Source organism: Pseudomonas sp. GNP013 (assembly GCF_054343995.1).
Window position 1 is genome coordinate 5,510,714 of record NZ_JBTGUT010000001.1, and the last position, 21,313, is coordinate 5,532,026.

Genomic DNA, 21,313 nt, shown 5'->3' on the forward strand with positions numbered 1-21,313 from the left:
GGGAGCAAGCCCCCTCCCACATTTACTGCCTATGAGCCTGGAAAATCAGCGCTGCACGATCCGCAGGTTGTTGTTCTGCTCTTTGGGCAGCACGCGCTTGGCGATCACGTAGTTCTTGTCCCAGAACGGCTTTTTCAGCGTGTCGATGCTCACCGACTTGCCACGGCGTGGTGCGTGGATGAAGCGGTCGTTGCCCAGGTAAATGGCAACGTGGTTAACCTGGCGGCTCTTCAGCTTGAAGAACAGCAGGTCGCCCGGCTTCAGGTCCTTGCGGTCAACCTTCTGCCCGTGGCCGGCGGCCATGGCGTTGGAGGTACGCGGCAAATCCACCGCCTTGACGTCATTGAAGGCATATTTCACCAAGCCGCTGCAGTCGAACCCTTTACTTGGGCTGCTGCCGCCCCAACGATAAGGAGTACCGAGCACATTCACGGCGCGGCTGAGAACGGTGCTGCTCTGTTTGGCGTTGCCGGCCATCAGCGCTGGAGTGGCTTTACCGTGTGCCTTGCTCAGTTGAGTCGGGCGCTTGACGGTCAGCTTGGCTGATTTGGCGTTGACTGGGGTGCTATGAACTTTAGGGGTGAAACCGTTAACGTTGGGAAGACGTTGCTCACGATTGGTGGCGTGGGCGGCCAGTGGCATTAATAGGCAGATGGTTAGCCATGTCTTGAAGAAAGGTCGCATTCGGCGTGGCTCATATGGGTTAGCGCGCAACTTTATAACAGCTTTTTGTGTCGATCTCAGGCCGTTTGTCGACTGGACCTTGACGGCAAAATCAGGAAAACGGCGACGATTGACGGCCATTGTCGGACACAAGTCAGGTGGCATAAGGCTTTCAGGGCAGGGAAGATACCATTTGCCGTACGTCGGGCGCCTGTAAAAAAGTCACAAAGAAAGTGAAAAAATTTATCTATCGAGGCAAATGAGGTACGCGATGAACACCTATCAACAGATTGGCCAGCAGCAAGACACCCACAGCAAGGTGATCGGTTACCTGCTGTGGATTTTCGGCTTTACCGGCGCCCATCGCTTTTATTACGGCAAACCCGTGACCGGAACGATCTGGTTTTTCACCCTGGGCTTACTGGGTATCGGCTGGCTGATCGACTTCTTCCTGATCCCGGCCATGGACCGTGAAGCCGACCTGCGTTTTACCGCCGGGCCTGTCGAATACAACATTGCGTGGATTCTGCTGGCGTTTCTGGGCGTGTTCGGTGTGCACCGCATGTACCAGGGCAAATGGATCACCGGCCTGATCTACCTGCTGACCGGCGGGTTGTTCCTGGTAGGGGTTTTGTATGACTTCTGGACCTTGAATACGCAGATTTCGATCCGCAATGCCGAGCGCAACAGCGGCCGATAAATCGCGTAACCCTGATGGCGCTCATAAGCCTGATGGAGCTCAAATGTGGGAGGGGGCTTGCTCCCGATAGCGGTGGACCCGTCAGCTCATCTGTTGCTGACCCACTGCAATCGGGAGCAAGCCCCCTCCCACATTTACTGTGCCCACTGCAGATAGGCTTAGGCCTGGTAGCTGATGCGGCCGTCGACCAAGGTATAACGCACCGTCGCCGGCAGGCTATGCCCGATAAACGGGCAATTCTCACCCTTGGACAACCAATGCTCCCCGGCAATCGTCGAGCTGGCCGGGTCAAAGAGCACCAGGTCCGCCGCCGCACCCACTGCCAGTTTGCCCGCCGGCAGGCGCAAGGCCTCGGCCGGGCCGCTGCTCAGGCGTGCCAGTAACGTCGGCAAGTCCAGCAAGCCGTCTTCCACCAGGGTCATCGCCAGGGGCAGCAACAGCTCAACGCTGCTGATACCCGGCTCGGTCGCGCCAAACGGCGCCAGCTTGGCGTCGCGTTCGTGGGGCTGGTGATGGCTGGAAATCGCCGAGACCACGCCGGATTTGACCGCCGCCCGCAAACCCTCGCGGTCGGTCAATGTGCGCAGTGGCGGCTGCACGTGGTACAGGCTGGAGAAGTCGATCAGCGCTTCATCCGTGAGGATCAACTGGTACAGCGCCACGTCCGCCGTCACCGGCAAGCCACGGGCCTGGGCCTGGGCGATCAGGGCAACCCCGCGTGCGCTGGTCAGCTGGCTGAAATGCGCGCGCACGCCGCTTTGTTCCACCAGCAGCAAGTCGCGCGCCAGGGCCACGGTCTCGGCGGTTTCCGGGATGCCGGGCAGGCCGAGGAAGCTGGCCACGGCGCCCTCATGGGCCAGGCCGCCTTCGGCCAAGTCGCGGTCCTGGGAATGGAAGATCACCGTCAGGTCGAACGTGGCCGCGTATTCCAGGGCACGGCACAGGGTGCGGGTGCTGCGAAAGCTCTCCAGGCCGTTGCCGAAGGCCACGCAACCGGCGTCGCGCAGGGCGATCAGCTCTGCAAGCTGCTCGCCGTCCAGGCCTTTGCTCAGCGCGCCGATGGGGAACACCTTGCAATTGCCGGCCTCGCGGGCGCGGTCGAGGATCAGCTCGGTCACCGCCGAGGTGTCCAGCACTGGCTTGGTGTGCGGCGGGCAGCACAGGCTGGTCACCCCGCCGGCAGCGGCGGCGCGGGTTTCGCTGGCGATGCTGCCCTTGCGGCTGTAGCCCGGCTCGCGCAGGGCCACGTTCAGGTCCACCAGGCCCGGCGCGGCCACCAGGCCGTTGGCGTCGATGGTTTGGCTGGGGCTGAAGCCGCCGGGGGCGGCGCCGATGGCAATGATCTTGCCGGCTTCCAGATGCAGATCGGTGACGTGATCCCGGCCACTGGCCGGGTCGATTACGCGCGCGCCAAGAATGCTGAGCTTCACTGGGCGTTCTCCTGCTCGAATTGACGTTGCGCGGTTTGCCCGCTCATGGCCATGGACATCACCGCCATGCGCACGGCGATGCCGTAGGTCACCTGGTTGAGAATCACCGACTGGTTGCCGTCGGCCACCGCCGACTCGATCTCCACGCCCCGGTTGATCGGGCCCGGGTGCATCACGATGGCATCCGGTTTCGCGCCGGCCAGGCGTGCGGTGGTCAGGCCGAACAGGCGGTAGAACTCGCCCTCGCTCGGCAGCAGGCCACCGGACATGCGTTCGCGTTGCAGGCGCAGCATGATCACCACGTCCACGTCCTTGAGGCCTTCTGTCATGTTGGTGTAGACCTTGACGCCGTATTGCTCGATGCCGATCGGCAGCAGGGTCTTGGGCGCAATCACGCGGATATCCGGGCAGCCCAGGGCTTTGAGGGCCAGCATGTTCGAGCGCGCCACCCGCGAGTGCAGGATGTCGCCGACGATGGCCACCGAAAGGTTTTCAAAGCTGCCCTTGTGCCGCCGGATGGTGAGCATGTCGAGCATGCCCTGGGTCGGGTGGGCGTGACGGCCGTCGCCGCCGTTGATGATCGCCACCTGCGGGCACACGTGCTCGGCGATGAAGTGCGCGGCGCCGGAGTCGCCGTGGCGCACCACGAACATGTCGGCGGCCATGGCTTCGAGGTTGCGCAGGGTGTCGAGCAGGGTTTCGCCCTTGCTCGCCGACGAGGTGGACACGTTCAGCGTGATCACGTCGGCCGACAGACGCTGGGCCGCCAGTTCAAAGGTGGTGCGGGTGCGCGTGGAGTTCTCGAAGAACACATTGCAGATGGTCTTGCCGCGCAGCAGCGGGACCTTCTTCACCGCGCGTCCGCCTACTTCGAGGAACGAGTCGGCGGTGTCGAGGATTTCGGTGAGCAGTTCGCGGGGCAAACCGTCGAGGGACAAGAAATGTTGCAACTGACCCTGAGCATTGAGCTGCAGCGGGCGCTTGGCATCTAGAGGCGTCATCGCGGGGACTCTTTACAAGGCGGTTTAAAGGGCGAGGTCTTGCAGTTCGAGTTCGAGCGGCGTGGGACCGGACAATTTTACCCGCTGGTGGGCAGCCAAAGACAGTGTCGCGCCGACCACGTCCGGGCTGATCGGCAATTCGCCGGCGTCCAGGTCCAGCAGGCACACCAGCGTCACGCTGGCCGGGCGCCCGTAGTCGAACAGCTCGTTGAGGGCCGCGCGAATGGTGCGGCCGCTCATCAGCACGTCGTCGATCAGCACCAGGTGCTGGCCGTCCACCTCAAACGGCAGCGCCGAAGGTTGCACTTGCGGGTGCAGGCCGTTCTGGCTGAAGTCGTCGCGGTAGAACGACACGTCCAGAGTGCCCAGCGGCGACTCGCTGCCCAGCTCGGTCAGCAACGCCTGGGCCACCCACACGCCGCCGGTGCGAATGCCGATGAAGCGCGGTTCGCTGATGCCACGGTGTTCCAGGTGGGCCGTGAGGCATGTCGCCATCTGGGTGATCAGTTCGGCGGGATTGGGCAGGCTCATGGGGGCTCCTTGGTAGGCCTCGCGCAGGCAAGGTCCGGGCTCAAACGTAAAAAGACGCGGCATGCCGCGTCAGTCAGGATGCAAATAAAGCCGTGTTTTCATCCAGCCAGCCCTGCAACAACAGGGCGGCGGCGATGGCGTCTACCGGGTTGTCGCGGTAGCTGCCCTTCTGCCCACCACGGTCGCGGCGTTCACCCTTGGCTTCAAAGGTGGTCAGGCGTTCATCGTGGGTATAGAAGGGCAGGTTGTAGCGACCATTGAGGCGGCGCGCGAATTTTTCGGCGCGCAGGCACATTTCGCTGGGGGTGCCGTCCATGTTCAAGGGCAGGCCGACCACCACCGCGTCGGGCTTCCATTCATTGATCAGGGCTTCGACCTGATTCCAGTCCGGTACGCCGTTCTGGGCCTTCAAGGTGCACAGCTCGCGTGCCTGGCCGGTGATCACCTGGCCGACGGCCACGCCGATCTGTTTGGTGCCGTAGTCAAACCCGAGGATCAAGCGCAAGGCCATCAGGCGTGCCCCGCCTGGCTGGTCAGCAGATTGAGGTTGACCCGCAGCTTGGCGGCGGCCGCTTCCAGGCGCAGTTCGCTGGCGGTGTTGAACAGGATGTCGGCGTCGAACGGGCAGGTCAGCCAGGCGTTGCTCGCCAGCTCCGCCTCCAGTTGCCCGGCTTCCCAGCCGGCGTAGCCCAGGGTGATCACGCTTTGCTCCGGGCCCACGCCGTCGGCGATGGCGAACAGCACGTCCTGGGAGGTGGACAGCGACACACCGTCCAGGTCCACCGTGGCCTGGAACGTCGGCCCGGTCGGATGCAGCACGAAGCCGCGATCGGTCTGCACCGGCCCGCCGATGTAGATCGGCACGTCCTGGCAACGGGCGGGCGCGTCGATGTCCGGGCGCAGTTGCTCAAGGATATCGGCCAGGTTCAGTTCCTGCGGGCGGTTCACCACCAACCCCATGGCACCATTGGCGGTGTGCTCGACGATGTAGGTCAAGGTCTGCGCAAAGTTCGGGTCGGCCATGTGGGGCATGGCGATCAGGAAGTGGTGCTTGAGGTAGGTCGGGCTGACATTTTTCATGTCCGGTAGTGTGGCGGTGGAGGGGCGACCTGACAAGCCGGGGATGAATTGCACAGGGCAATTGTCATCAGTTGCTGTACAGCCGATCACCCTTGGCGAATTTCCAGGTGCGGATGATTTCCAGGCGGTCCACGTCGTTCAGGTCGCCGGAAAACGGCGCAAAAGGCGCGGCCAGGCGCACGATGCGCTGGGCGGCCTGGTCCAGCAGCGGCTGGCCGGAGGACTCCAGCACCTGCACTTCATACAGTGTGCCATCACGGTTGATTGACACCAATAGACGCAAATTCCCGTAAATCTGCTGACGCCGCGCTTCTTCCGGGTAGTTCAGGTTGCCGATGCGCTCGACCTTTTTGCGCCACTCGTCCTTATACCAGGCACCTTTGTCGCGCATGGTCGAAGCAGCGTTGAGCCGGTAGATACGCGGGCGCTTGGCGTACAGCTGTTGTTCGTGCGCCAGTTCGGCTTCCAGGCTGGAAATCTCGTCGGACAGGGTCGAGCTGTCGAACGTCGGTGCCGGCTTTGCCGGTTCGGGCTGCGGGTCGGTTTTGGTCTTTTCGCGCTGCACCGGCGCTTTCTGCGGTTTGGGCGCGACGGTAGTCACCGCAGGCTTGGGCGCGGCCTGCCTGACCTCGGGCTTTGGCGCCGGCGGCGGGGAGACCTTATTGACCTTGTTGTCCTGGAAGGGCGCCACTTCAGTGGTCTTGGGCACGGCTTTCTTGTCGAGCGTGCCGCTGCCCTGCTGGTTTTCCTGGGCGAGAAAATCGGCCTTCTCGGGCGCCTTTTCGCTCTTGAACGTGGCGAGGGTGATTTCCAGCGTCTGGGTGATCTGTCTGGGCTCGACCATGGTAAAGCCCACACCGAGGATCAATGCCAGGTGAATCAACGCTGCCATAAACAGGGTAAAGCCGAGCCGATCAGCCGGGCGCACGCCGCTGTGGGAGAGTTCTGGGGGCAGTTCGGGCGGGAGCGTCATGACAAAAAAACCAACATCGCGCGTTTCACAGGTGGGGCATGATAACGCAATGTTGGTGTGTGTCCGGCTGTCTATGTCACTTGGATTGCAGCTTGCGCTCAATCGCAGCCATCAGCATTTCGCCGATGTTCGTGCCAAATGCATTATCGATCTCGCGAATACAGGTCGGGCTGGTCACGTTGATTTCGGTGAGGTTCTCACCGATCACGTCCAGGCCGACAAACAGCAGGCCCTTCTCGCGCAGGGTCGGGCCGACCTGTTCTGCAATCCAGCGATCCTTGTCCGACAGCGGACGCGCTTCACCACGGCCACCCGCCGCCAGGTTGCCGCGGGTCTCGCCCGCCGCCGGAATCCGCGCCAGGCAGTAATCCACCGGCTCGCCGTCGATCATCAGGATGCGCTTGTCGCCGTCCTTGATCGCCGGCAGGTAGGCCTGACCCATGATCTGCTGGGTGCCCAGCACGGTCAGGGTCTCCAGGATCACCGACAGGTTGGGGTCGCCGGCGCGGTGACGGAAAATCGAGGTGCCGCCCATGCCGTCCAGCGGCTTGAGAATCACATCCCCATGTTTGGCGGCAAATTCACGCAGCACATCGGCACGGCGGCTGACCACGGTGGGCGGCGTGCACTGCGGGAACAGCGTGGCAAACAGTTTTTCGTTGCAGTCGCGCAGGCTCTGCGGCTTGTTGACGATCAGCACGCCGGCGCGCTCGGCCTGCTCCAGCAGGTAGGTGGAATAGACGAATTCCATGTCGAACGGCGGGTCCTTGCGCATCAGGATCACGTCCAGATCGCTCAGCGGGCTGTCGATTTCGTCTTGCAGCTCGAACCACTTCCCGGGGTTGGCGAACACCTGCAGCGGGCGCATGCGCGCACGGGCCTCGCCGTCGCCCTGGTAAAGGTCGCGCTGCTCCATATAGAACAGCGTCCAGCCGCGTGCCTGGGCGGCCAGCAGCATGGCCAGCGAGCTGTCCTTTTTATAGGAGATGCTGGCGATAGGGTCCATGACAATGCCGACGCGAACGCTCATGGGGGATTTCCTCTGCAGATAGGCGCATAAAAAGTGGCGTCAGAGTGGCGCTGCGGCTGTTGTGGGTCAAGGAAAAACCACCGCGCGGGTGCCTCGATAGATTGCACCCCGAGACTGTGCTAAAAAGACTGCCACGGCGCACCAGCCCTTGAATTCCAAGGCTTGCGGCGCTCATGCTGTGCGTCATCAGGCAGCACGCACGAAAAACCGATTCGCTGTGGCGATGGTAGAGCAACTATGGAACAGCATTCCAACGCCTTGAGAGTGATGGTGATCGACGATTCGAAAACGATCCGCCGCACCGCCGAAACCCTGTTGAAGAACGTGGGCTGCGACGTGATCACGGCCATCGACGGTTTCGATGCCCTGGCCCGGATTGTCGATCATCACCCGCACATTATTTTCGTCGACATCATGATGCCGCGCCTGGATGGCTACCAGACCTGCGCGCTGGTGAAGAACAACCCGGCGTTCAAGGCGATCCCGGTGATCATGCTGTCGTCCAAGGACGGTCTGTTCGACAAGGCCAAGGGGCGCATCGTGGGGGTCGATCAGTTTTTGACCAAGCCGTTCAGCAAGGAAGAACTGCTGGGCGCGATCAAGGCCTGCGTGCCCGGGTTCGCCGCAGTAGAACAAGCACACTGACGCCGCCCCCGTGGGCCGGCGCCGACCAATGTAGTGGGGAAAACCATGGCACGTGTTCTGATCGTCGACGATTCGCCGACCGAAATGTACAAACTCACCGGCATGCTGGAAAAGCACGGCCATCAGGTGCTGAAAGCCGAGAACGGCGCGGACGGCGTGGCCCTGGCCCGTCAGGAAAAACCCGACGCCGTGCTGATGGACATCGTGATGCCTGGCCTCAACGGCTTTCAGGCCACGCGCCAACTGTCCAAGGAGCCGGAAACCAACGGCATCCCGATCATCATCATCACCACCAAAGACCAGGAAACCGACAAGATTTGGGGCGCGCGCCAGGGCGCCAAGGATTACCTGACCAAGCCGGTCGACGAAGACACCCTGATTGCCACCCTCAACAAGGTGCTGGCCGGCTGACGGCACGCCATCATGACCGAGTCGCATACTGCCTTCGAGCTGCTGCTGGACATCGACCGCCGCTGTCGCCTGCTGGCCGCCGACCTGCCGTCCCAGGAAACCCGCCTGCAACGCTGGAGCGGCATCGGCTTTCGCCTGGGGCAGCACTGGTACGTGGCACCCATCGGCGAAGTCGCCGAGGTGCTGCATGAACCGCGCTGCACCTTGATGCCCGGCGTGAAACCCTGGGTCAAGGGCGTGGCCAACCTGCGCGGGCGACTGTTGCCGGTGATGGACCTGGGCGGGTTCCTCGGCCTGCCGCTGTCCAGGGTGCGCAAGCAGCGGCGGGTATTGGTGGTGGAGGTCAACGAGCTGTTTGTCGGTCTGCTGGTGGATGAGGTGGTGGGGATGCAGCATTTCGCACAAGACGCGCGGGTGAGCGATGCCCGCCCCGACGCGCCGTATATCCAGGGCCGCTTCGACGGCGAGCCGCAATGGCAGGTGTTCAGCCCCTTCGCCCTGGCCGAGGCCCCGGGCTTTATGGATGTTGCCGCATGACCACCCCGACCACGCCCAGGCCACAGGCCGCGTCGCGCAGCCGTTCACAGATCATCGTGCTGTTCATCGCGTTGATCGTGTTCATCATGCTGCTGTTCGCCAACTTCGCGTACCTCAACACCCAGTCCACCTACGACAAACAGTACATCGGCCACGCCGGCGAGCTGCGCGTGCTGTCCCAGCGCATCGCCAAGAACGCGACCGAAGCCGCTGCCGGCAAGGCGGCGGCGTTCAAGCTGCTCGCCGAAGCGCGCAACGACTTCGCGCAGCGCTGGGGCTACCTGAAAAAAGGCGACCGCGACACCGGCCTGCCCGCCGCGCCCAGCGCCGTGCGCAACGAAATGCGCGCGGTGCAGACCGACTGGGAAGCGCTGCTGAAAAACACCGACGCAATCCTCGCCAGCGAACAGACGGTGCTGTCCCTGCATCAGGTGGCCGCGACCCTGGCCGAAACCGTGCCGCAATTGCAGATGGAATCGGAAAAGGTCGTCGACATCCTGCTGCAGCGCGGCGCCCCGGCCAGCCAGGTGGCCCTGGCCCAGCGTCAGTCGTTGCTGGCCGAACGCATCCTGGGTGCGGTCAACACCGTGCTGGCCGGCGACGAAACCGCTGTGCAGGCCGCCGATGCCTTCGGCCGCGACGCCAACCGCTTTGGCGTGGTGCTCAATGGTATGCTCAACGGCAATCCCGGGCTGCGCATCACCCAGGTCGAAGACCGTGACGCCCGCGCGCGGCTGACAGAAATCGCCGAGCTGTTCGAGTTCGTGTCCGGCTCGGTGGATGAAATCCTCGAGACCTCGCCGCAACTGTTCCAGGTGCGCGCCTCGGCGAGCAATATCTTCAACCTGTCGCAGACCCTGCTCGATGAAGCCTCGCACCTGGCCATCGGTTTCGAAAACCTCGCCAGCGGACGCAGCTTCGACACCCTCGGCGGCTACATGCTGGGCTTGCTGGCGCTGACCTCGATCATCCTGATCGGCCTGGTGATGGTGCGCGAAACCAACCGTCAACTGCGTGAAACCGCCGAGAAGAACGAGCGCAATCAGAACGCGATCATGCGCCTGCTCGATGAGATCGAAGACCTGGCCGATGGCGACCTCACCGTAACGGCCTCGGTGACCGAGGACTTCACCGGCACCATTGCCGACTCGATCAACTATTCCGTGGATCAATTGCGCGATCTGGTCGCCACCATCAACCTCACGGCGGGCCAGGTGGCCGGTGCCGTGCAAGAGACCCAGGCCACCGCCATGCACCTGGCGCAGGCCTCGGAGCATCAGGCCCAGCAGATCGCCGAAGCCTCCACCGCCATCAGCCAGATGGCCCAGTCCATCGACCACGTCTCGGCCAACGCCGCCGAATCCTCGGCGGTGGCCGAGCGCTCGGTGGAGATCGCCAACAAGGGTAACGAGGTGGTGCACAACACCATCCACGGCATGGACAACATTCGCGAACAGATCCAGGACACCGCCAAACGCATCAAGCGCCTGGGCGAGTCGTCCCAGGAAATCGGCGATATCGTCAGCCTGATTGACGACATCGCCGACCAGACCAACATCCTCGCCCTGAACGCCGCGATCCAGGCGAGCATGGCCGGTGACGCCGGGCGCGGGTTCGCCGTGGTGGCCGATGAAGTGCAGCGCCTGGCCGAGCGCTCATCGGCGGCCACCCGGCAGATTGAAACCCTGGTGCGGGCGATCCAGGCCGACACCAACGAAGCCGTGATTTCCATGGAGCAGACCACCACCGAAGTGGTGCGTGGTGCGCGATTGGCCCAGGACGCCGGCGTGGCGCTGGAGGAGATCGAAGGGGTGTCCAAGACCCTGGCGGCGCTGATCCAGAGTATTTCCAATGCGGCGCAGCAACAGACGTCGTCGGCGGGGCAGATCTCCCTGACCATGAACGTGATTCAGCAGATCACCACCCAGACCTCCTCGGGCTCGACGGCGACCGCCGAGAGCATCGGCAACCTGGCAAAAATGGCCAGCCAGTTGCGGCGTTCGGTGTCGGGATTCACTCTTCCGCCGCCCAAACCGGTCGACGATTGAAATGCGATTCAAAGGTGAGAGGGGGCTTGCTCCCGATAGCGGTACATCAGTCAATGAATCAGGTGCCTGACCCACCGCCATCGGGAGCAAGCCCCCTGCCACCTGGGATCTCCTTTACTGTCGAGATCTTGGCAACACCAGCAACCCACGAATTCTAAGCGGAGCAGTTATGGTTGATCGGCACGACTACGTGGCCCTCGAATGGGTCAAGGGCGACATTGCCGAAACCCTGAAACAGGCCCGTTCGGCGCTGGACGCGTTTGTCGAAACCCGCGACGCCGACGCCCTGGGCGAGTGCCTGGCGTGCATCCATCAAGTGCATGGCGCGCTGCAAATGGTCGAGTTCTACGGCGCGGCGCTGCTCGCCGAAGAGATCGAGGAACTGGCCCTGGCGCTGCAGGCCGAGCGCGTCAGCCAGCGCGACGAAAGCCTCCGCCTGCTGCAACAGGCCCTCGGCCAGCTGCCGCTGTACCTGGACCGCGTGCACAGCGCCCGCCGCGATTTGCCGCTGGTGGTGCTGCCGTTGCTCAACGACCTGCGCAGCGCCCGTGGCGAAAGCCTGCTGTCGGAAACCAGCCTGTTCAGCCCGCAGTTGCTGTCGATTGCGCCGCTGCCCGACGACGCCCTGGCCCAGCGCGATCAGCCCGAGCTTCACGAGCAATTGCGCCAGTGGCAGCAATGGTTGCAGCAGGCGCTGGCCGGGTTGCTGCGCGAGGACCACGGCCCGAGCAACCTGGAAGACATGGCGCGGGTGTTCGCGCGCCTCGAAGCGCTGTGCCAGGGCGCGCCGCTGTTGCCCTTGTGGCAAGTCACCTCGGCGCTGGTCGAGGGCATGCTCACCGGCGTGATCGCCAACAGCCCAGCGTTGCGCAGCCTGCTCAAGGCCAGTGGCAAACAACTCAAGCGCCTGCTCGCCCAGGGCATTGGCGGCATCAACCAGCCCGCACCGGATGGCTTGCTCAAGAGCCTGTTGTTTTATGTGGCCAAGGTCACCCGGCCAACCCCGCGCATGCAGAGTTTGAAGGAACGCTACGGCCTGGATGACGCCTTGCCCGACAGCGCGCTGGTGGATGCCGAGCGTGCGCGCCTGGCCGGGCCGGACCGCAATGCCATGGGGTCGGTGCTCGGTGCGTTGTGTGAAGAGCTGGTGCGGGTCAAGGAGCGGCTGGACCTGTTCGTGCGCAGCGACCGCCAGCACATCGGCGATCTCGACGCGCTGCTGGCGCCGCTGCGCCAGATCGCCGACACCCTGGCGGTACTGGGCTTCGGTCAGCCGCGCAAAGTGATCATCGACCAGTTGGCCGTGGTGCAGAGCCTGGCCCAGGGTCAGCGCGAGCCCAGTGATCCGGTGCTGATGGACGTGGCAGGCGCGTTGCTCTACGTCGAAGCCACGCTGGCGGGCATGGTCGGCACCGTGGAGGCGCAGGGCCGCGAGGAGAGCCGCCTGCCCACCACCGACCTGACCCAGATTCACCAGTTGGTGATCCGCGAATCCTGCCAGTGCCTCAAGCAGGCCAGAGAGCTGGTGATCGATTGCCTCGAAGCCGATTGGGACCGCCAGCACCTGGAGTCGCTGCCGGAGCTGCTGAGCCAGGTGCGTGGCGCGCTGGCCATGATCCCTTTGCCCCGCGCGGCGAGCCTGATGCGCGGCTGCGCCGACTACGTGAATGAACAGCTGATGGTCAACGATGGCGCACCGTCCGAGGTGCAGCTGGAGCATTTCGCCGAGGTGATCAGCGGCCTGGAGTACTACCTCGAACGCATGCTCCAGGACCCCGACGCCGACGGCGAACGGGTGCTGGAGATGGCCACCCAGGGCCTGACCGCGCTGGGTTACCTGCCTGCGGCCAAACCCTGGCGCCAGGCGCTGGTGGCGCCGGAGGGTGCGCTTTCGAGCGATGAGGCGCCGAGCCAGTCGCAGTTCGACGCCCTGGCCAGCCCCACCTCACGCCTGAACCCGCCGGCCCGACAACGCCCCGGCAGCCTGTTGCCGCCGCCGGCCGACGAAGCCCCCATCGACGACGAACTGCGCGAAGTCTTCCTCGGAGAAACCGACGAAGTCCTCGAGGTGCTGCACCGTGACCTGCCCAACAGTGCCGACAAAACCGCCCAGGCCGAAATGCGCCGCGCCTTTCACACCCTCAAGGGCAGCGGCCGCATGGTGCGGGCGCTGGTACTGGCCGAGCTGGCCTGGGCGGTGGAAAACCTGCTCAACCGCGTGCTGGAGCGCAGCGTGGTCCTCGGCGCCGACGTGCAAGAGGTGCTGGATGAAACCGTGGCCCTGCTGCCGGAACTGATCGCCGATTTTGCCAGCGGCGACCAGCGCCAGCGCGATGAAGTCGACGCCCTGGCTGCGCGTGCCCACGCCTTGGCCAGCGGCACGCCGACCCACGCGGTCGAACCCCACGACCCGATGCTGCTGGAGATTTTCCGCAACGAAGCCCAGAGCCACCTCGAGAGCCTCAATCACTTTCTGCACCAGGCCGCCGAGCACGTTCCGCTGCACGTCAGCGACGCCCTGCAACGCGCGCTGCACACCCTCAAGGGCAGCGCCTACATGGCCGGTGTGTTGCCCATCGCCGAACTGGCGCGTCCGCTCGATCACCTGACCCGTGAATACAAGGCCCACCGCCTGCCGCTGGACCTGGACGAAGTGGAATTGCTGCTGGAAGCCGAAGGCCTGTTCCAGCAAGGCCTGCGCCAGTTGCACCGCGACCCGCTGGCGCCGATCAAAGGCGCGGCAGCGCTGATCAACCGCACCCAGGCGCTGCTCGACCAGCAGCTTCAAGCCTTGCTCGACGCCCCCGGCACGGGCCTGCGCATCAAGCGCGACCCGCAGTTGATCAGCAACTTCCTGGCCCAGGGCATGGACATTTTGCTGGATGCCGAAAGCCTGCTGCGCCGCTGGCAGCAGCACCCCGGCGAGCGCCAGGAGCTGAGCGCGCTGCTGGACGAATTGACCACCCTGGGGGAGGGCGCGCACCTCGCTGACCTGCACCCCATCGATGCCCTGTGTGAAGCCTTGCTCGACCTGTATGGCGCGGTGGAAGAAAGCAGCCTGGCGGTCAGCGCGCGGTTTTTTCATGAGGCCGAACAGGCCCACGAAGCATTGATCAACATGCTCGACCAGTTGGCCGCCGGCCAGGAAATCAGCCCGGCACCGGCCCGTTTGCAGGCCCTGCGCGAGCTGCTTGACGATGCACTCGACCCGTCCGCCACCGGGCTGATCACCCGCGACGGCCACAACGCCCCGAACATCGCCGAACTGGGCGCCGCCACGGCGCAGTTGGAGCAGGCAACGGTGATGGACGACGAGATCGTCGAGATCTTCCTCGAAGAGGCGGTGGACATTCTCGACAGTGCCGGCCAGTCGCTTAAACGCTGGCTGCTGGACCCGGAAAACGCCGCGCCGCTGTCCTCCCTGCAACGCGACCTGCACACCCTCAAGGGTGGCGCGCGCATGGCCGAAATCGAGCCGGTGGGCGACCTCGCCCAGGAACTTGAGTGCTTGTACGAAGGCCTGGTGGACCGCCGCTACAGCTACTCGGCCGAACTGTCGCGCCTGCTGATGGCCAGTCACGAGCAGTTGGCCTTGCAGTTGGAAGAGCTGCACGACCATCAGCCGTTGGGCGACAGCCGCGAACTGATCGACACGCTGCGTGCGTTTCGCCAGGGCAGTACGCCGGCTGCACCGGTTGCCGCACCGCAGGCCGCCAGTGCCGACCCCGAGCTGCTGGATATCTTCCTCGAAGAAGCGGCCGATATCCTCGACAGTTCCGGCGCCGCGCTGCTGCGCTGGCAGGCCGAGCCGGGCGGTCGCCAGGAAGTGGAAACCCTGCTGCGCGACCTGCACACCCTCAAGGGCGGCGCGCGCATGGTCGAGATCGCGCCGATTGGCGACCTGGCCCATGAGCTGGAATTTCTCTACGAAGGGCTGTCGGCCGGGTTGCTTGCGCCGTCGGCCGAGCTGTTCGCTTTGCTGCAAGGCTGCCACGACCGCCTGGCGCAGATGATCGACGCGGTCGCCGATGGCCTGCCGGTGGGCTCGGTGGACAAACTGATCACGCGCATCAGAAGCCTGGTGCAGCCCAGCGCGGAACCGCTGGGGCCGGTGGCGTTGCCGGCGGGCAAGACCGAAACGGCCGTCGATCCCAACGCCGACATGGTGAAGATCTCCGCCGACCTGCTCGACGATTTGGTCAATTTGGCCGGCGAAACCTCGATCTTCCGGGGCCGCATCGAACAGCAGGTCAACGACGCGCGCGCCGCGTTGAGCGAGGTGGAAACCACCATCGAGCGCATGCGCGACCAACTGCGCCGGCTCGACAGCGAAACCCAGGGCCGCCTGCTCAGCCGCCAGCAGGCCGAGGCCGAGCGCCTGGGCTATGAAGAATTCGATCCGCTGGAAATGGACCGCCATTCACAGTTGCAGCAGTTGTCCCGCGCGCTGTCCGAGTCGGCCAGCGACCTGCTGGATCTCAAGGAAACCCTTGAGCGTCGCAACCAGGATGCCCATGACCTGTTGCAGCAACAGGCGCGCATCAACACCGCCTTGCAGGAAGGCCTGATGCGCACCCGTATGGTGCCATTCGAACGCATGCTGCCACGCCTCAAGCGCATCGTGCGCCAGGTGGCGCAAGAGTTGGGCAAGGACGTGGAGTTCGTGGTCGGCAATGCCGAGGGCGAGATGGACCGCAACGTGCTGGAGCGCATGGTTGCGCCGCTCGAGCATATGCTGCGCAACGCCGTCGACCATGGCCTGGAATCGCGTGAGGCGCGCCTGTTGGCGGGCAAGCCCGAGACGGGCCGCATCACCCTGGACCTGACCCACGAAGGCGGCGACATCGTGTTCGACATGCGCGACGACGGCGCCGGCGTGCCCCTCGACGCGGTGCGGCGCAAGGCGATCAAGCGCGGGCTGCTCAAGCCCGATCAGGAGATGAGCGACCGCGACGTGTTGCAGTTCATCCTGCAGCCGGGGTTTTCTACCGCCGAGAAAATCACGCAGATTTCCGGGCGTGGCGTGGGCATGGACGTGGTGCATGAAGAGGTGCGCCAGCTGGGCGGCTCGATGGTGATCGATTCGACCTCGGGAGCGGGCGTGCACTTTCGCATTCGCCTGCCGTTCACCGTGTCGGTCAACCGGGCGTTGATGGTGCAGTGCGCGGACGATCAATACGCGATCCCGCTTAACACCATTGAAGGCCTGGTGCGCGTGCCCCCCCATGAACTGGCCGGGCATTATCAGCAGGACCCGCCGTGTTACGAATACGCCGGCCAGCGCTATGAGCTGTTCTACCTGGGCGACCTGTTGCACACCGTCGGCCGCCCAAAACTGCTGGGCGAGTACCAACCGGTACCGGTGTTGCTGGTGCACTGCAATGAGCGCCGCGTGGCGGTGCATGTGGATGCCATGGCGGGCACACGCGAGATTGTGGTCAAGGGCTTGGGGCCGCAGTTTGCCGGGGTGCAGGGGCTGTCCGGTGCAACGATCCTGGGCGATGGCCGCGTGGTGTTGATCATCGACCTGCTGGCGCATATCCGCGTGCGGCAACCGGCCTTGCCGGCGCAGGCGCTGGACGTGCCGCTGGTGCTCAACGACCCGCTGAAAAAGCGTCCGCTGCTGGTGCTGGTGGTGGACGATTCGGTCACCGTGCGCAAAGTCACCAGCCGCCTGCTGGAGCGCAACGGCATGAACGTGCTCACCGCCAAGGACGGCATCGACGCCCTGGCCGTGCTTGAGGAGCACACCCCGGACCTGATGCTGCTCGACATCGAAATGCCGCGCATGGACGGCTTCGAAGTGGCGATCCAGGTGCGCAACGACCCACGGCTGATGCGCCTGCCGATCATCATGATCACCTCGCGCACCGGCCAGAAACACCGCGACCGCGCCATGGCCATCGGCGTCAACGACTACCTGGGCAAGCCGTACCAGGAGTCGGTGCTGCTGGAAAGCATCGCCTATTGGAGCAAGTCCCATGCTTGACCACCGCGCCAGCCAACTCACCGGCCTGCTGCTGCCCCTGGCTGATCGGCACCTGGTGTTGCCTAACGTCGCCATTGCCGAGTTGATCGACTTTCAGCGTGGAGAGCCGGCCAGTGATGCGCCGCCGTGGTATCTGCGGCAAGTGACCTGGCGTGATCGGCAGATTCCGTTGATCAGCTTTGAAGCGGTGTGCGGCGAAGCCAGCCTGACCGGCGAGCGTTCGCGCATCGTGGTGCTGAACGCCCTCGGCGGGCGGCCAACGCTGAAGTTCATTGCGCTGGTGATTCAGGGCATTCCCCGCTCGTACAAACTCGACAGCGAATTGAGCTACGTCGACGTGCCGCTGTGCCCGCTGGAGCTGGCGGCGGTGCAGGTGGGCGAGCATGTGGCGAGAGTGCCGGACTTGATGGGGCTTGAAGCGCTGCTGGTCGAGTCCGGCCTGGCCTGATGACCCACCTGTTCATATTCCTGTGAAGATCCAAATGTGGGAGCTGGCTTGCCTGCGAAGGCGCTGGGTCAGTCACTGAAACATGGCTGATATACCGCATTCGCGAGCAAACCCGCTCTTATCAAACATAAGATAACTTTTTGATTTAAAGCCTGAAATTTCAGGCAGCCACTTTCCTGTGGCGAGCGGGCTTGCCCTAATGCCGTTCAGTTAAGCGCAGCTCCCCTGTGGCGAGCAGGCTTGTCCTGCGTTGGGCTGCGCAGCAGCCCCAAAGCCAGGCGCTGAGCCGTATCACGTACACCGCGTTTTTGCTCGATTGGGGGCGCTTCGCACCCCAACGCGGGGCAAGCCCGCTCGCCACAGAAGCTCCAGTTTGCTGCGCGAAAGGGGCCTGCGACACTCAATCGCGCTCGAATACGGCTCTCGGAATTTTCCTGCAGGATTTTGGGCTGTGCATGAACTTGTTGAGCACGGCCAGCGCGCCTAGTCTTCGTCCCGTCATCGCGAAAAACGGTGACACGGACGTGCAAGTCCGACGAAACTGTTTAGGCGTATAAACGCCCAGCCTCGGGCGTTTTTTGTGCTCGCTGCTTTATGGCGGCCGCGCGCAGGAGGTCCTCGGACCTGCTGGGTGTCCTAAACAGGCCCGGTCTTGCACACCTGCGCACGGTCGCCACCCTCATTCGCGTGCAAGCGAACGGTGGCGCTCCTTACTAACTGTTTAGGAGTTTCATCATGGTCAACCCACCCCGAGTTCACCCCTCTTCACCGTAACCCCCCAGCAAACCACCGAAACCCTGCTGGTCAATGCCAGCGAAACCCTGTCCTCCCTCAACGCACTCACTTGCACGCTGGCCTTCGACCTGGACGCTTCCCAGCGCGCGATCATGCTCGGCATTCAACAACTGGCCGAGCTCGGCCAATTGCTGGTCGACAGAGCACTGGAGCAAGTCAGTCCTTCGCCTATCTAAACCACGCCACCGAGCAAATGAGGGAGGGGGCTTGCTCCCGATAGCGATGGGTCAGTTGCCTGTTCATCAACTGACCGCCTGCTATCGGGAGCAAGCCCCCTCCCACAGTGAGTCGCGCTCGGCTTCAGGCCTCAATCGATCCGCGCAAACCGCTCAATCACTGGTTGCTCACGGTGCTCTGCCTGCCACAGGTCGTAGGCGCTTTGCATCGACAACCATAGCTGTGCGGTACTCACACCGGCGCGCTCCAACCTGACGGCAAGGTCCGGGCTGATTGGGGCATGGCCATGCAAGATCCTGGAAAACGTCTCACGGGCGAAGCCCAGGCGCCTTGCCATTTCAGTGATGGTGATGCCTACGGCAGGGATCACATCCTCAAGCAAAATTTCGCCTGGGTGAGGTGGGTTGTGCATGCCCATATAGATACCTCTACTCAGTGGTAATCAAGATAATCAATCAGTTCGACCTGATCATCGAGCATCCGAAAAATAATGCGCCAGTTACCACTGATACTGACGGACCAGTAGTCGATCAGATCGCCCTTCAATCGATGAAAGCGCCATCCGGGCAGATTCAAAGCTTCTGGGTGTTCGGCCTTATCCAGAATGAACAGAACGCGGCGCAGGCGCTTTGCATGATTGGCGTTGATACCTTTGGTTGAACCGTTCTCATAAAAGGCTCTGAGCCCCTTATGTTTCCAACTGACGATCATGGTGTGATTGTGATGTGATGCATCACGCTCTGCAAGGGCCTTGTACCGGGGTTTTTGGTCGGATTCATGGTGTCTGCCCGTGGCACGATTCGAGCTGAAAGGCTAAAGAGGCGGGTTCCGACCAACAACCTGAAAAGCCTGTCGGAGCATTCCTTACCGTCTGTCGGGAGAACGCGCTCGAATACGGCTCTCGGAATTTTCCTGCAGGATTTTGGGCTGAGCATGAACTTGTTGAGCACGGCCCGCGCGCCTAGTCTTCGTCCCGTCATCGCAAAAAACGGTGACACGGACGTGCAAGTCCGGTTACATGTCGGCGCATAAACGCCCATAGCCATTCAGCGGGCGTTTTTTATGCCTGCTGTACTTGTTATGGCAGCTGCGCGCGGGAGATCTTTCGAGGTCTGCCGGGGTCCGATATGCCCGGTCTTGCACACCTGCGCACAGCTGCCACCCTTATTCGCGTGCAAGCGGAAAGGGCGCAGCCTCCATCACATATCGGAGCTGTAAATCATGGTCAAACCCACCCCGAGTTCACCCCTCTTCACCGTAACCCCCCAGCAAACCACCGAAACCCTGCTGGTCAATGCCAGCGAAACCCTGTCCTCCCTCAACGCACTCACTTGCACGCTGGCCTTCGACCTGGACGCTTCCCAGCGCGCGATCATGCTCGGCATTCAACAGCTGGCCGAGCTCGGCCAATTGCTGGTCGACAGAGCACTGGAGCAAGTCAGTCCTTCGCCTATCTAAACCACGCCACCGAGCAAATGAGGGAGGGGGCTTGCTCCCGATAGCAGGCGGTCAGTTGCCTGTTCATCAACTGACCGCCTGCTATCGGGAGCAGACTCCCTCGCACATTTTGTGCTTGATCGTTCCCATAAAGGGACCTATCGTTCCCTTATTGGGACTCTCCGGCCTTCACCATGCAAACCTTATCGCTCAGTTCCGCGCTTTTCACCGTCACCCAGCAGAAAGTGCTTGGCCTGCTGTTCGGCAAGCCCGAGAAAAGTTTCTTCACCAATGAAATCGCGCGCTGGGCCCAGGTGGGTAAGGGTAGTCTCACCCGCGAGCTGACGCGTTTGCAGCTGGCCGGCATCCTGAGCGTAACGCGCCAGGGCAACCAGACCCATTACCAGGCCAACCCTCTGTGCCCGATCTACTCGGAGATGCTGGCTATCGTGCGCAAGACGCTTGGCCTGGATGAGCCATTGCGCAACGCACTGGCACCGTTCGCCGCGCAGATCACCTGGGCGTTTGTTTACGGCTCCATCGCCAAGGGCGAGGCGCACTCATCCAGTGACATAGATCTCATGCTGATCGGCAAAAGCCTCAACTACAGTGAAGTCATGGAACAGCTCATACCGCTGGAAGAGCAACTGGGCCGCACCATCAACCCGACGCTTTACACCCCTCAAGACTGGATCGGCAAATGGAATGCCGGCAACAGCTTTGTGCAACGGGTCGTACAGCAGGACAAGATCAATCTGATTGGGGGAAATCCCCTGGAATCCATGGATGGACAGCAAGGCAAACCTGGAGAATCTGCAACGTAGGGGTGGCTTGAAAGCCGAGCCGCCGGATCGCAAGGAATGTGATGGGCTGATGCGCTCGGCCCGTGACCGGTTGAAAGACGCCGCAACCGCGCCGCTATCGTTCGCCAGTTGTTTCGACCTGGCCTACAACGCCGCTCATGCCATGGCGCTTACAGCCCTGCGTCTGCAAGGGTATCGCTCCGACAAACGCTATCTGGTCTTTCAATGTCTGGTACACACCACCGAAGCGAACAAGGTGGAGGTGAGGTTATTGGTGCTGTGCCATGAGCGCCGAAATCTGGCGGAATATGAGGGCTACATGGATGAAGACGAGGCGCTGCTAAGTCAATTGATGAGCGCCGCAATGGCGCTGTTGACGAAAGTGGAAGAGCTTCTTGCTGGTCATAAATGGACATAACGCGCCTTTCCTGCGACCGCTATCCACTGAACACCACCGAGCAAATGTGGGAGGGAGCAAGCCCCCTCTCACATGTTTCTCCTTCACTCAGCCCAACTCAGCATTTGCTGATACTCCATTACTCCAGCCGTAACGATCCGCCGCCCAGCTTGATTGATAGCCCTCCCATTCACTCCTAAGGTAAGCCCACGACAGCA

General features: G+C 62.9%; 21 protein-coding genes. 11 read left to right on the forward strand and 10 right to left on the reverse strand.

Annotation, left to right across the window (positions count from 1 at the left end; all coding sequences use genetic code 11):
* Nucleotides 1-45 precede the first annotated feature (45 nt).
* Nucleotides 46-684: a C40 family peptidase gene (locus ACXX81_RS24425; RefSeq protein WP_209990544.1), complete on the reverse strand. Its 639-nt coding sequence runs from the start codon at nucleotides 682-684 to the stop codon at nucleotides 46-48.
* A 268-nt stretch (nucleotides 685-952) separates the two neighbouring features.
* Between ACXX81_RS24425 and ACXX81_RS24430 the strand changes: the two genes are divergently transcribed.
* Nucleotides 953-1,363 carry an NINE protein gene (locus ACXX81_RS24430; RefSeq protein ID WP_169793778.1) on the forward strand — a complete coding sequence of 137 codons (411 nt, stop codon included), beginning with the start codon at nucleotides 953-955 and terminating at the stop codon, nucleotides 1,361-1,363.
* Between the two features lie 158 nt (nucleotides 1,364-1,521).
* On the opposite strand, the gene ACXX81_RS24435 is transcribed toward ACXX81_RS24430, so the two are convergent.
* From ACXX81_RS24435 to gshB, 7 genes are all read right to left on the reverse strand, one after another.
* Complete coding sequence (locus ACXX81_RS24435) at nucleotides 1,522-2,793, reverse strand: dihydroorotase (protein ID WP_209985920.1); 1,272 nt, start codon at nucleotides 2,791-2,793, stop codon at nucleotides 1,522-1,524.
* On the reverse strand, nucleotides 2,790-3,794 hold the full coding sequence (locus ACXX81_RS24440) for an aspartate carbamoyltransferase catalytic subunit (RefSeq protein ID WP_209985919.1): 1,005 nt from the start codon (nucleotides 3,792-3,794) through the stop codon (nucleotides 2,790-2,792). The genes ACXX81_RS24435 and ACXX81_RS24440 overlap by 4 nt, the downstream gene beginning before the upstream one ends.
* Before the next feature lie 24 nt (nucleotides 3,795-3,818).
* Nucleotides 3,819-4,325 (reverse strand): bifunctional pyr operon transcriptional regulator/uracil phosphoribosyltransferase PyrR, encoded by a 507-nt coding sequence (gene pyrR, locus ACXX81_RS24445; RefSeq protein ID WP_209985916.1) that lies wholly within the window; start codon nucleotides 4,323-4,325, stop codon nucleotides 3,819-3,821.
* A 73-nt stretch (nucleotides 4,326-4,398) separates the two neighbouring features.
* A complete protein-coding gene (gene ruvX / locus ACXX81_RS24450) occupies nucleotides 4,399-4,836 on the reverse strand; it encodes a Holliday junction resolvase RuvX (RefSeq protein WP_003234589.1) in 438 nt (145 codons plus the stop codon).
* A complete protein-coding gene (locus ACXX81_RS24455; RefSeq protein ID WP_231422799.1) occupies nucleotides 4,836-5,405 on the reverse strand; it encodes a YqgE/AlgH family protein in 570 nt (189 codons plus the stop codon). The genes ruvX and ACXX81_RS24455 overlap by 1 nt, the downstream gene beginning before the upstream one ends.
* Nucleotides 5,406-5,472: 67 nt before the next feature.
* The gene (locus ACXX81_RS24460) at nucleotides 5,473-6,378 is read right to left on the reverse strand and encodes an energy transducer TonB (protein WP_209985913.1); all 906 of its coding nucleotides are present in this window, start codon (nucleotides 6,376-6,378) and stop codon (nucleotides 5,473-5,475) included.
* A 76-nt stretch (nucleotides 6,379-6,454) separates the two neighbouring features.
* Entirely contained in the window at nucleotides 6,455-7,408 is a 954-nt protein-coding gene (gene gshB, locus ACXX81_RS24465) for a glutathione synthase (RefSeq protein WP_057006529.1), read from the reverse strand.
* Between the two features lie 237 nt (nucleotides 7,409-7,645).
* Between gshB and pilG the strand changes: the two genes are divergently transcribed.
* From pilG to ACXX81_RS24500, 7 genes are all read left to right on the forward strand, one after another.
* A complete protein-coding gene (gene pilG / locus ACXX81_RS24470) occupies nucleotides 7,646-8,053 on the forward strand; it encodes a twitching motility response regulator PilG (protein ID WP_003234584.1) in 408 nt (135 codons plus the stop codon).
* Between the two features lie 45 nt (nucleotides 8,054-8,098).
* Nucleotides 8,099-8,464 (forward strand): twitching motility response regulator PilH, encoded by a 366-nt coding sequence (pilH, locus tag ACXX81_RS24475; RefSeq protein ID WP_003234583.1) that lies wholly within the window; start codon nucleotides 8,099-8,101, stop codon nucleotides 8,462-8,464.
* Nucleotides 8,465-8,476: 12 nt separating this feature from the next.
* Complete coding sequence (locus ACXX81_RS24480) at nucleotides 8,477-9,001, forward strand: chemotaxis protein CheW (RefSeq protein WP_209985911.1); 525 nt, start codon at nucleotides 8,477-8,479, stop codon at nucleotides 8,999-9,001.
* Entirely contained in the window at nucleotides 8,998-11,049 is a 2,052-nt protein-coding gene (locus ACXX81_RS24485; protein WP_458572541.1) for a methyl-accepting chemotaxis protein, read from the forward strand. Before ACXX81_RS24480 ends, ACXX81_RS24485 begins: the two co-directional genes overlap by 4 nt.
* 169 nt (nucleotides 11,050-11,218) lie before the next feature.
* Entirely contained in the window at nucleotides 11,219-17,038 is a 5,820-nt protein-coding gene (locus ACXX81_RS24490) for an Hpt domain-containing protein (RefSeq protein WP_458572542.1), read from the forward strand.
* Entirely contained in the window at nucleotides 17,031-17,486 is a 456-nt protein-coding gene (locus ACXX81_RS24495; protein WP_209985903.1) for a chemotaxis protein CheW, read from the forward strand. The genes ACXX81_RS24490 and ACXX81_RS24495 overlap by 8 nt, the downstream gene beginning before the upstream one ends.
* Before the next feature lie 797 nt (nucleotides 17,487-18,283).
* Nucleotides 18,284-18,457 (forward strand): DUF6124 family protein, encoded by a 174-nt coding sequence (locus tag ACXX81_RS24500; protein WP_458572614.1) that lies wholly within the window; start codon nucleotides 18,284-18,286, stop codon nucleotides 18,455-18,457.
* 131 nt (nucleotides 18,458-18,588) lie between these two features.
* On the opposite strand, the gene ACXX81_RS24505 is transcribed toward ACXX81_RS24500, so the two are convergent.
* Nucleotides 18,589-18,876, reverse strand: coding sequence for a HigA family addiction module antitoxin (locus tag ACXX81_RS24505; protein WP_209985899.1), 288 nt, complete (start codon nucleotides 18,874-18,876; stop codon nucleotides 18,589-18,591).
* 14 nt (nucleotides 18,877-18,890) lie between these two features.
* Nucleotides 18,891-19,169: a type II toxin-antitoxin system RelE/ParE family toxin gene (locus ACXX81_RS24510; protein ID WP_122459228.1), complete on the reverse strand. Its 279-nt coding sequence runs from the start codon at nucleotides 19,167-19,169 to the stop codon at nucleotides 18,891-18,893.
* Between the two features lie 510 nt (nucleotides 19,170-19,679).
* Between ACXX81_RS24510 and ACXX81_RS24515 the strand changes: the two genes are divergently transcribed.
* The 3 genes from ACXX81_RS24515 to ACXX81_RS24525 all read left to right on the forward strand — a co-directional run bounded on the left by ACXX81_RS24515 (nucleotide 19,680) and on the right by ACXX81_RS24525 (nucleotide 21,116).
* Complete coding sequence (locus tag ACXX81_RS24515; protein ID WP_003234578.1) at nucleotides 19,680-19,916, forward strand: DUF6124 family protein; 237 nt, start codon at nucleotides 19,680-19,682, stop codon at nucleotides 19,914-19,916.
* 173 nt (nucleotides 19,917-20,089) lie between these two features.
* Complete coding sequence (locus ACXX81_RS24520) at nucleotides 20,090-20,719, forward strand: nucleotidyltransferase domain-containing protein (RefSeq protein ID WP_057006536.1); 630 nt, start codon at nucleotides 20,090-20,092, stop codon at nucleotides 20,717-20,719.
* Nucleotides 20,682-21,116, forward strand: coding sequence for a hypothetical protein (locus ACXX81_RS24525; RefSeq protein WP_458572543.1), 435 nt, complete (start codon nucleotides 20,682-20,684; stop codon nucleotides 21,114-21,116). Before ACXX81_RS24520 ends, ACXX81_RS24525 begins: the two co-directional genes overlap by 38 nt.
* The last annotated feature ends 197 nt before the right edge of the window (nucleotides 21,117-21,313 follow it).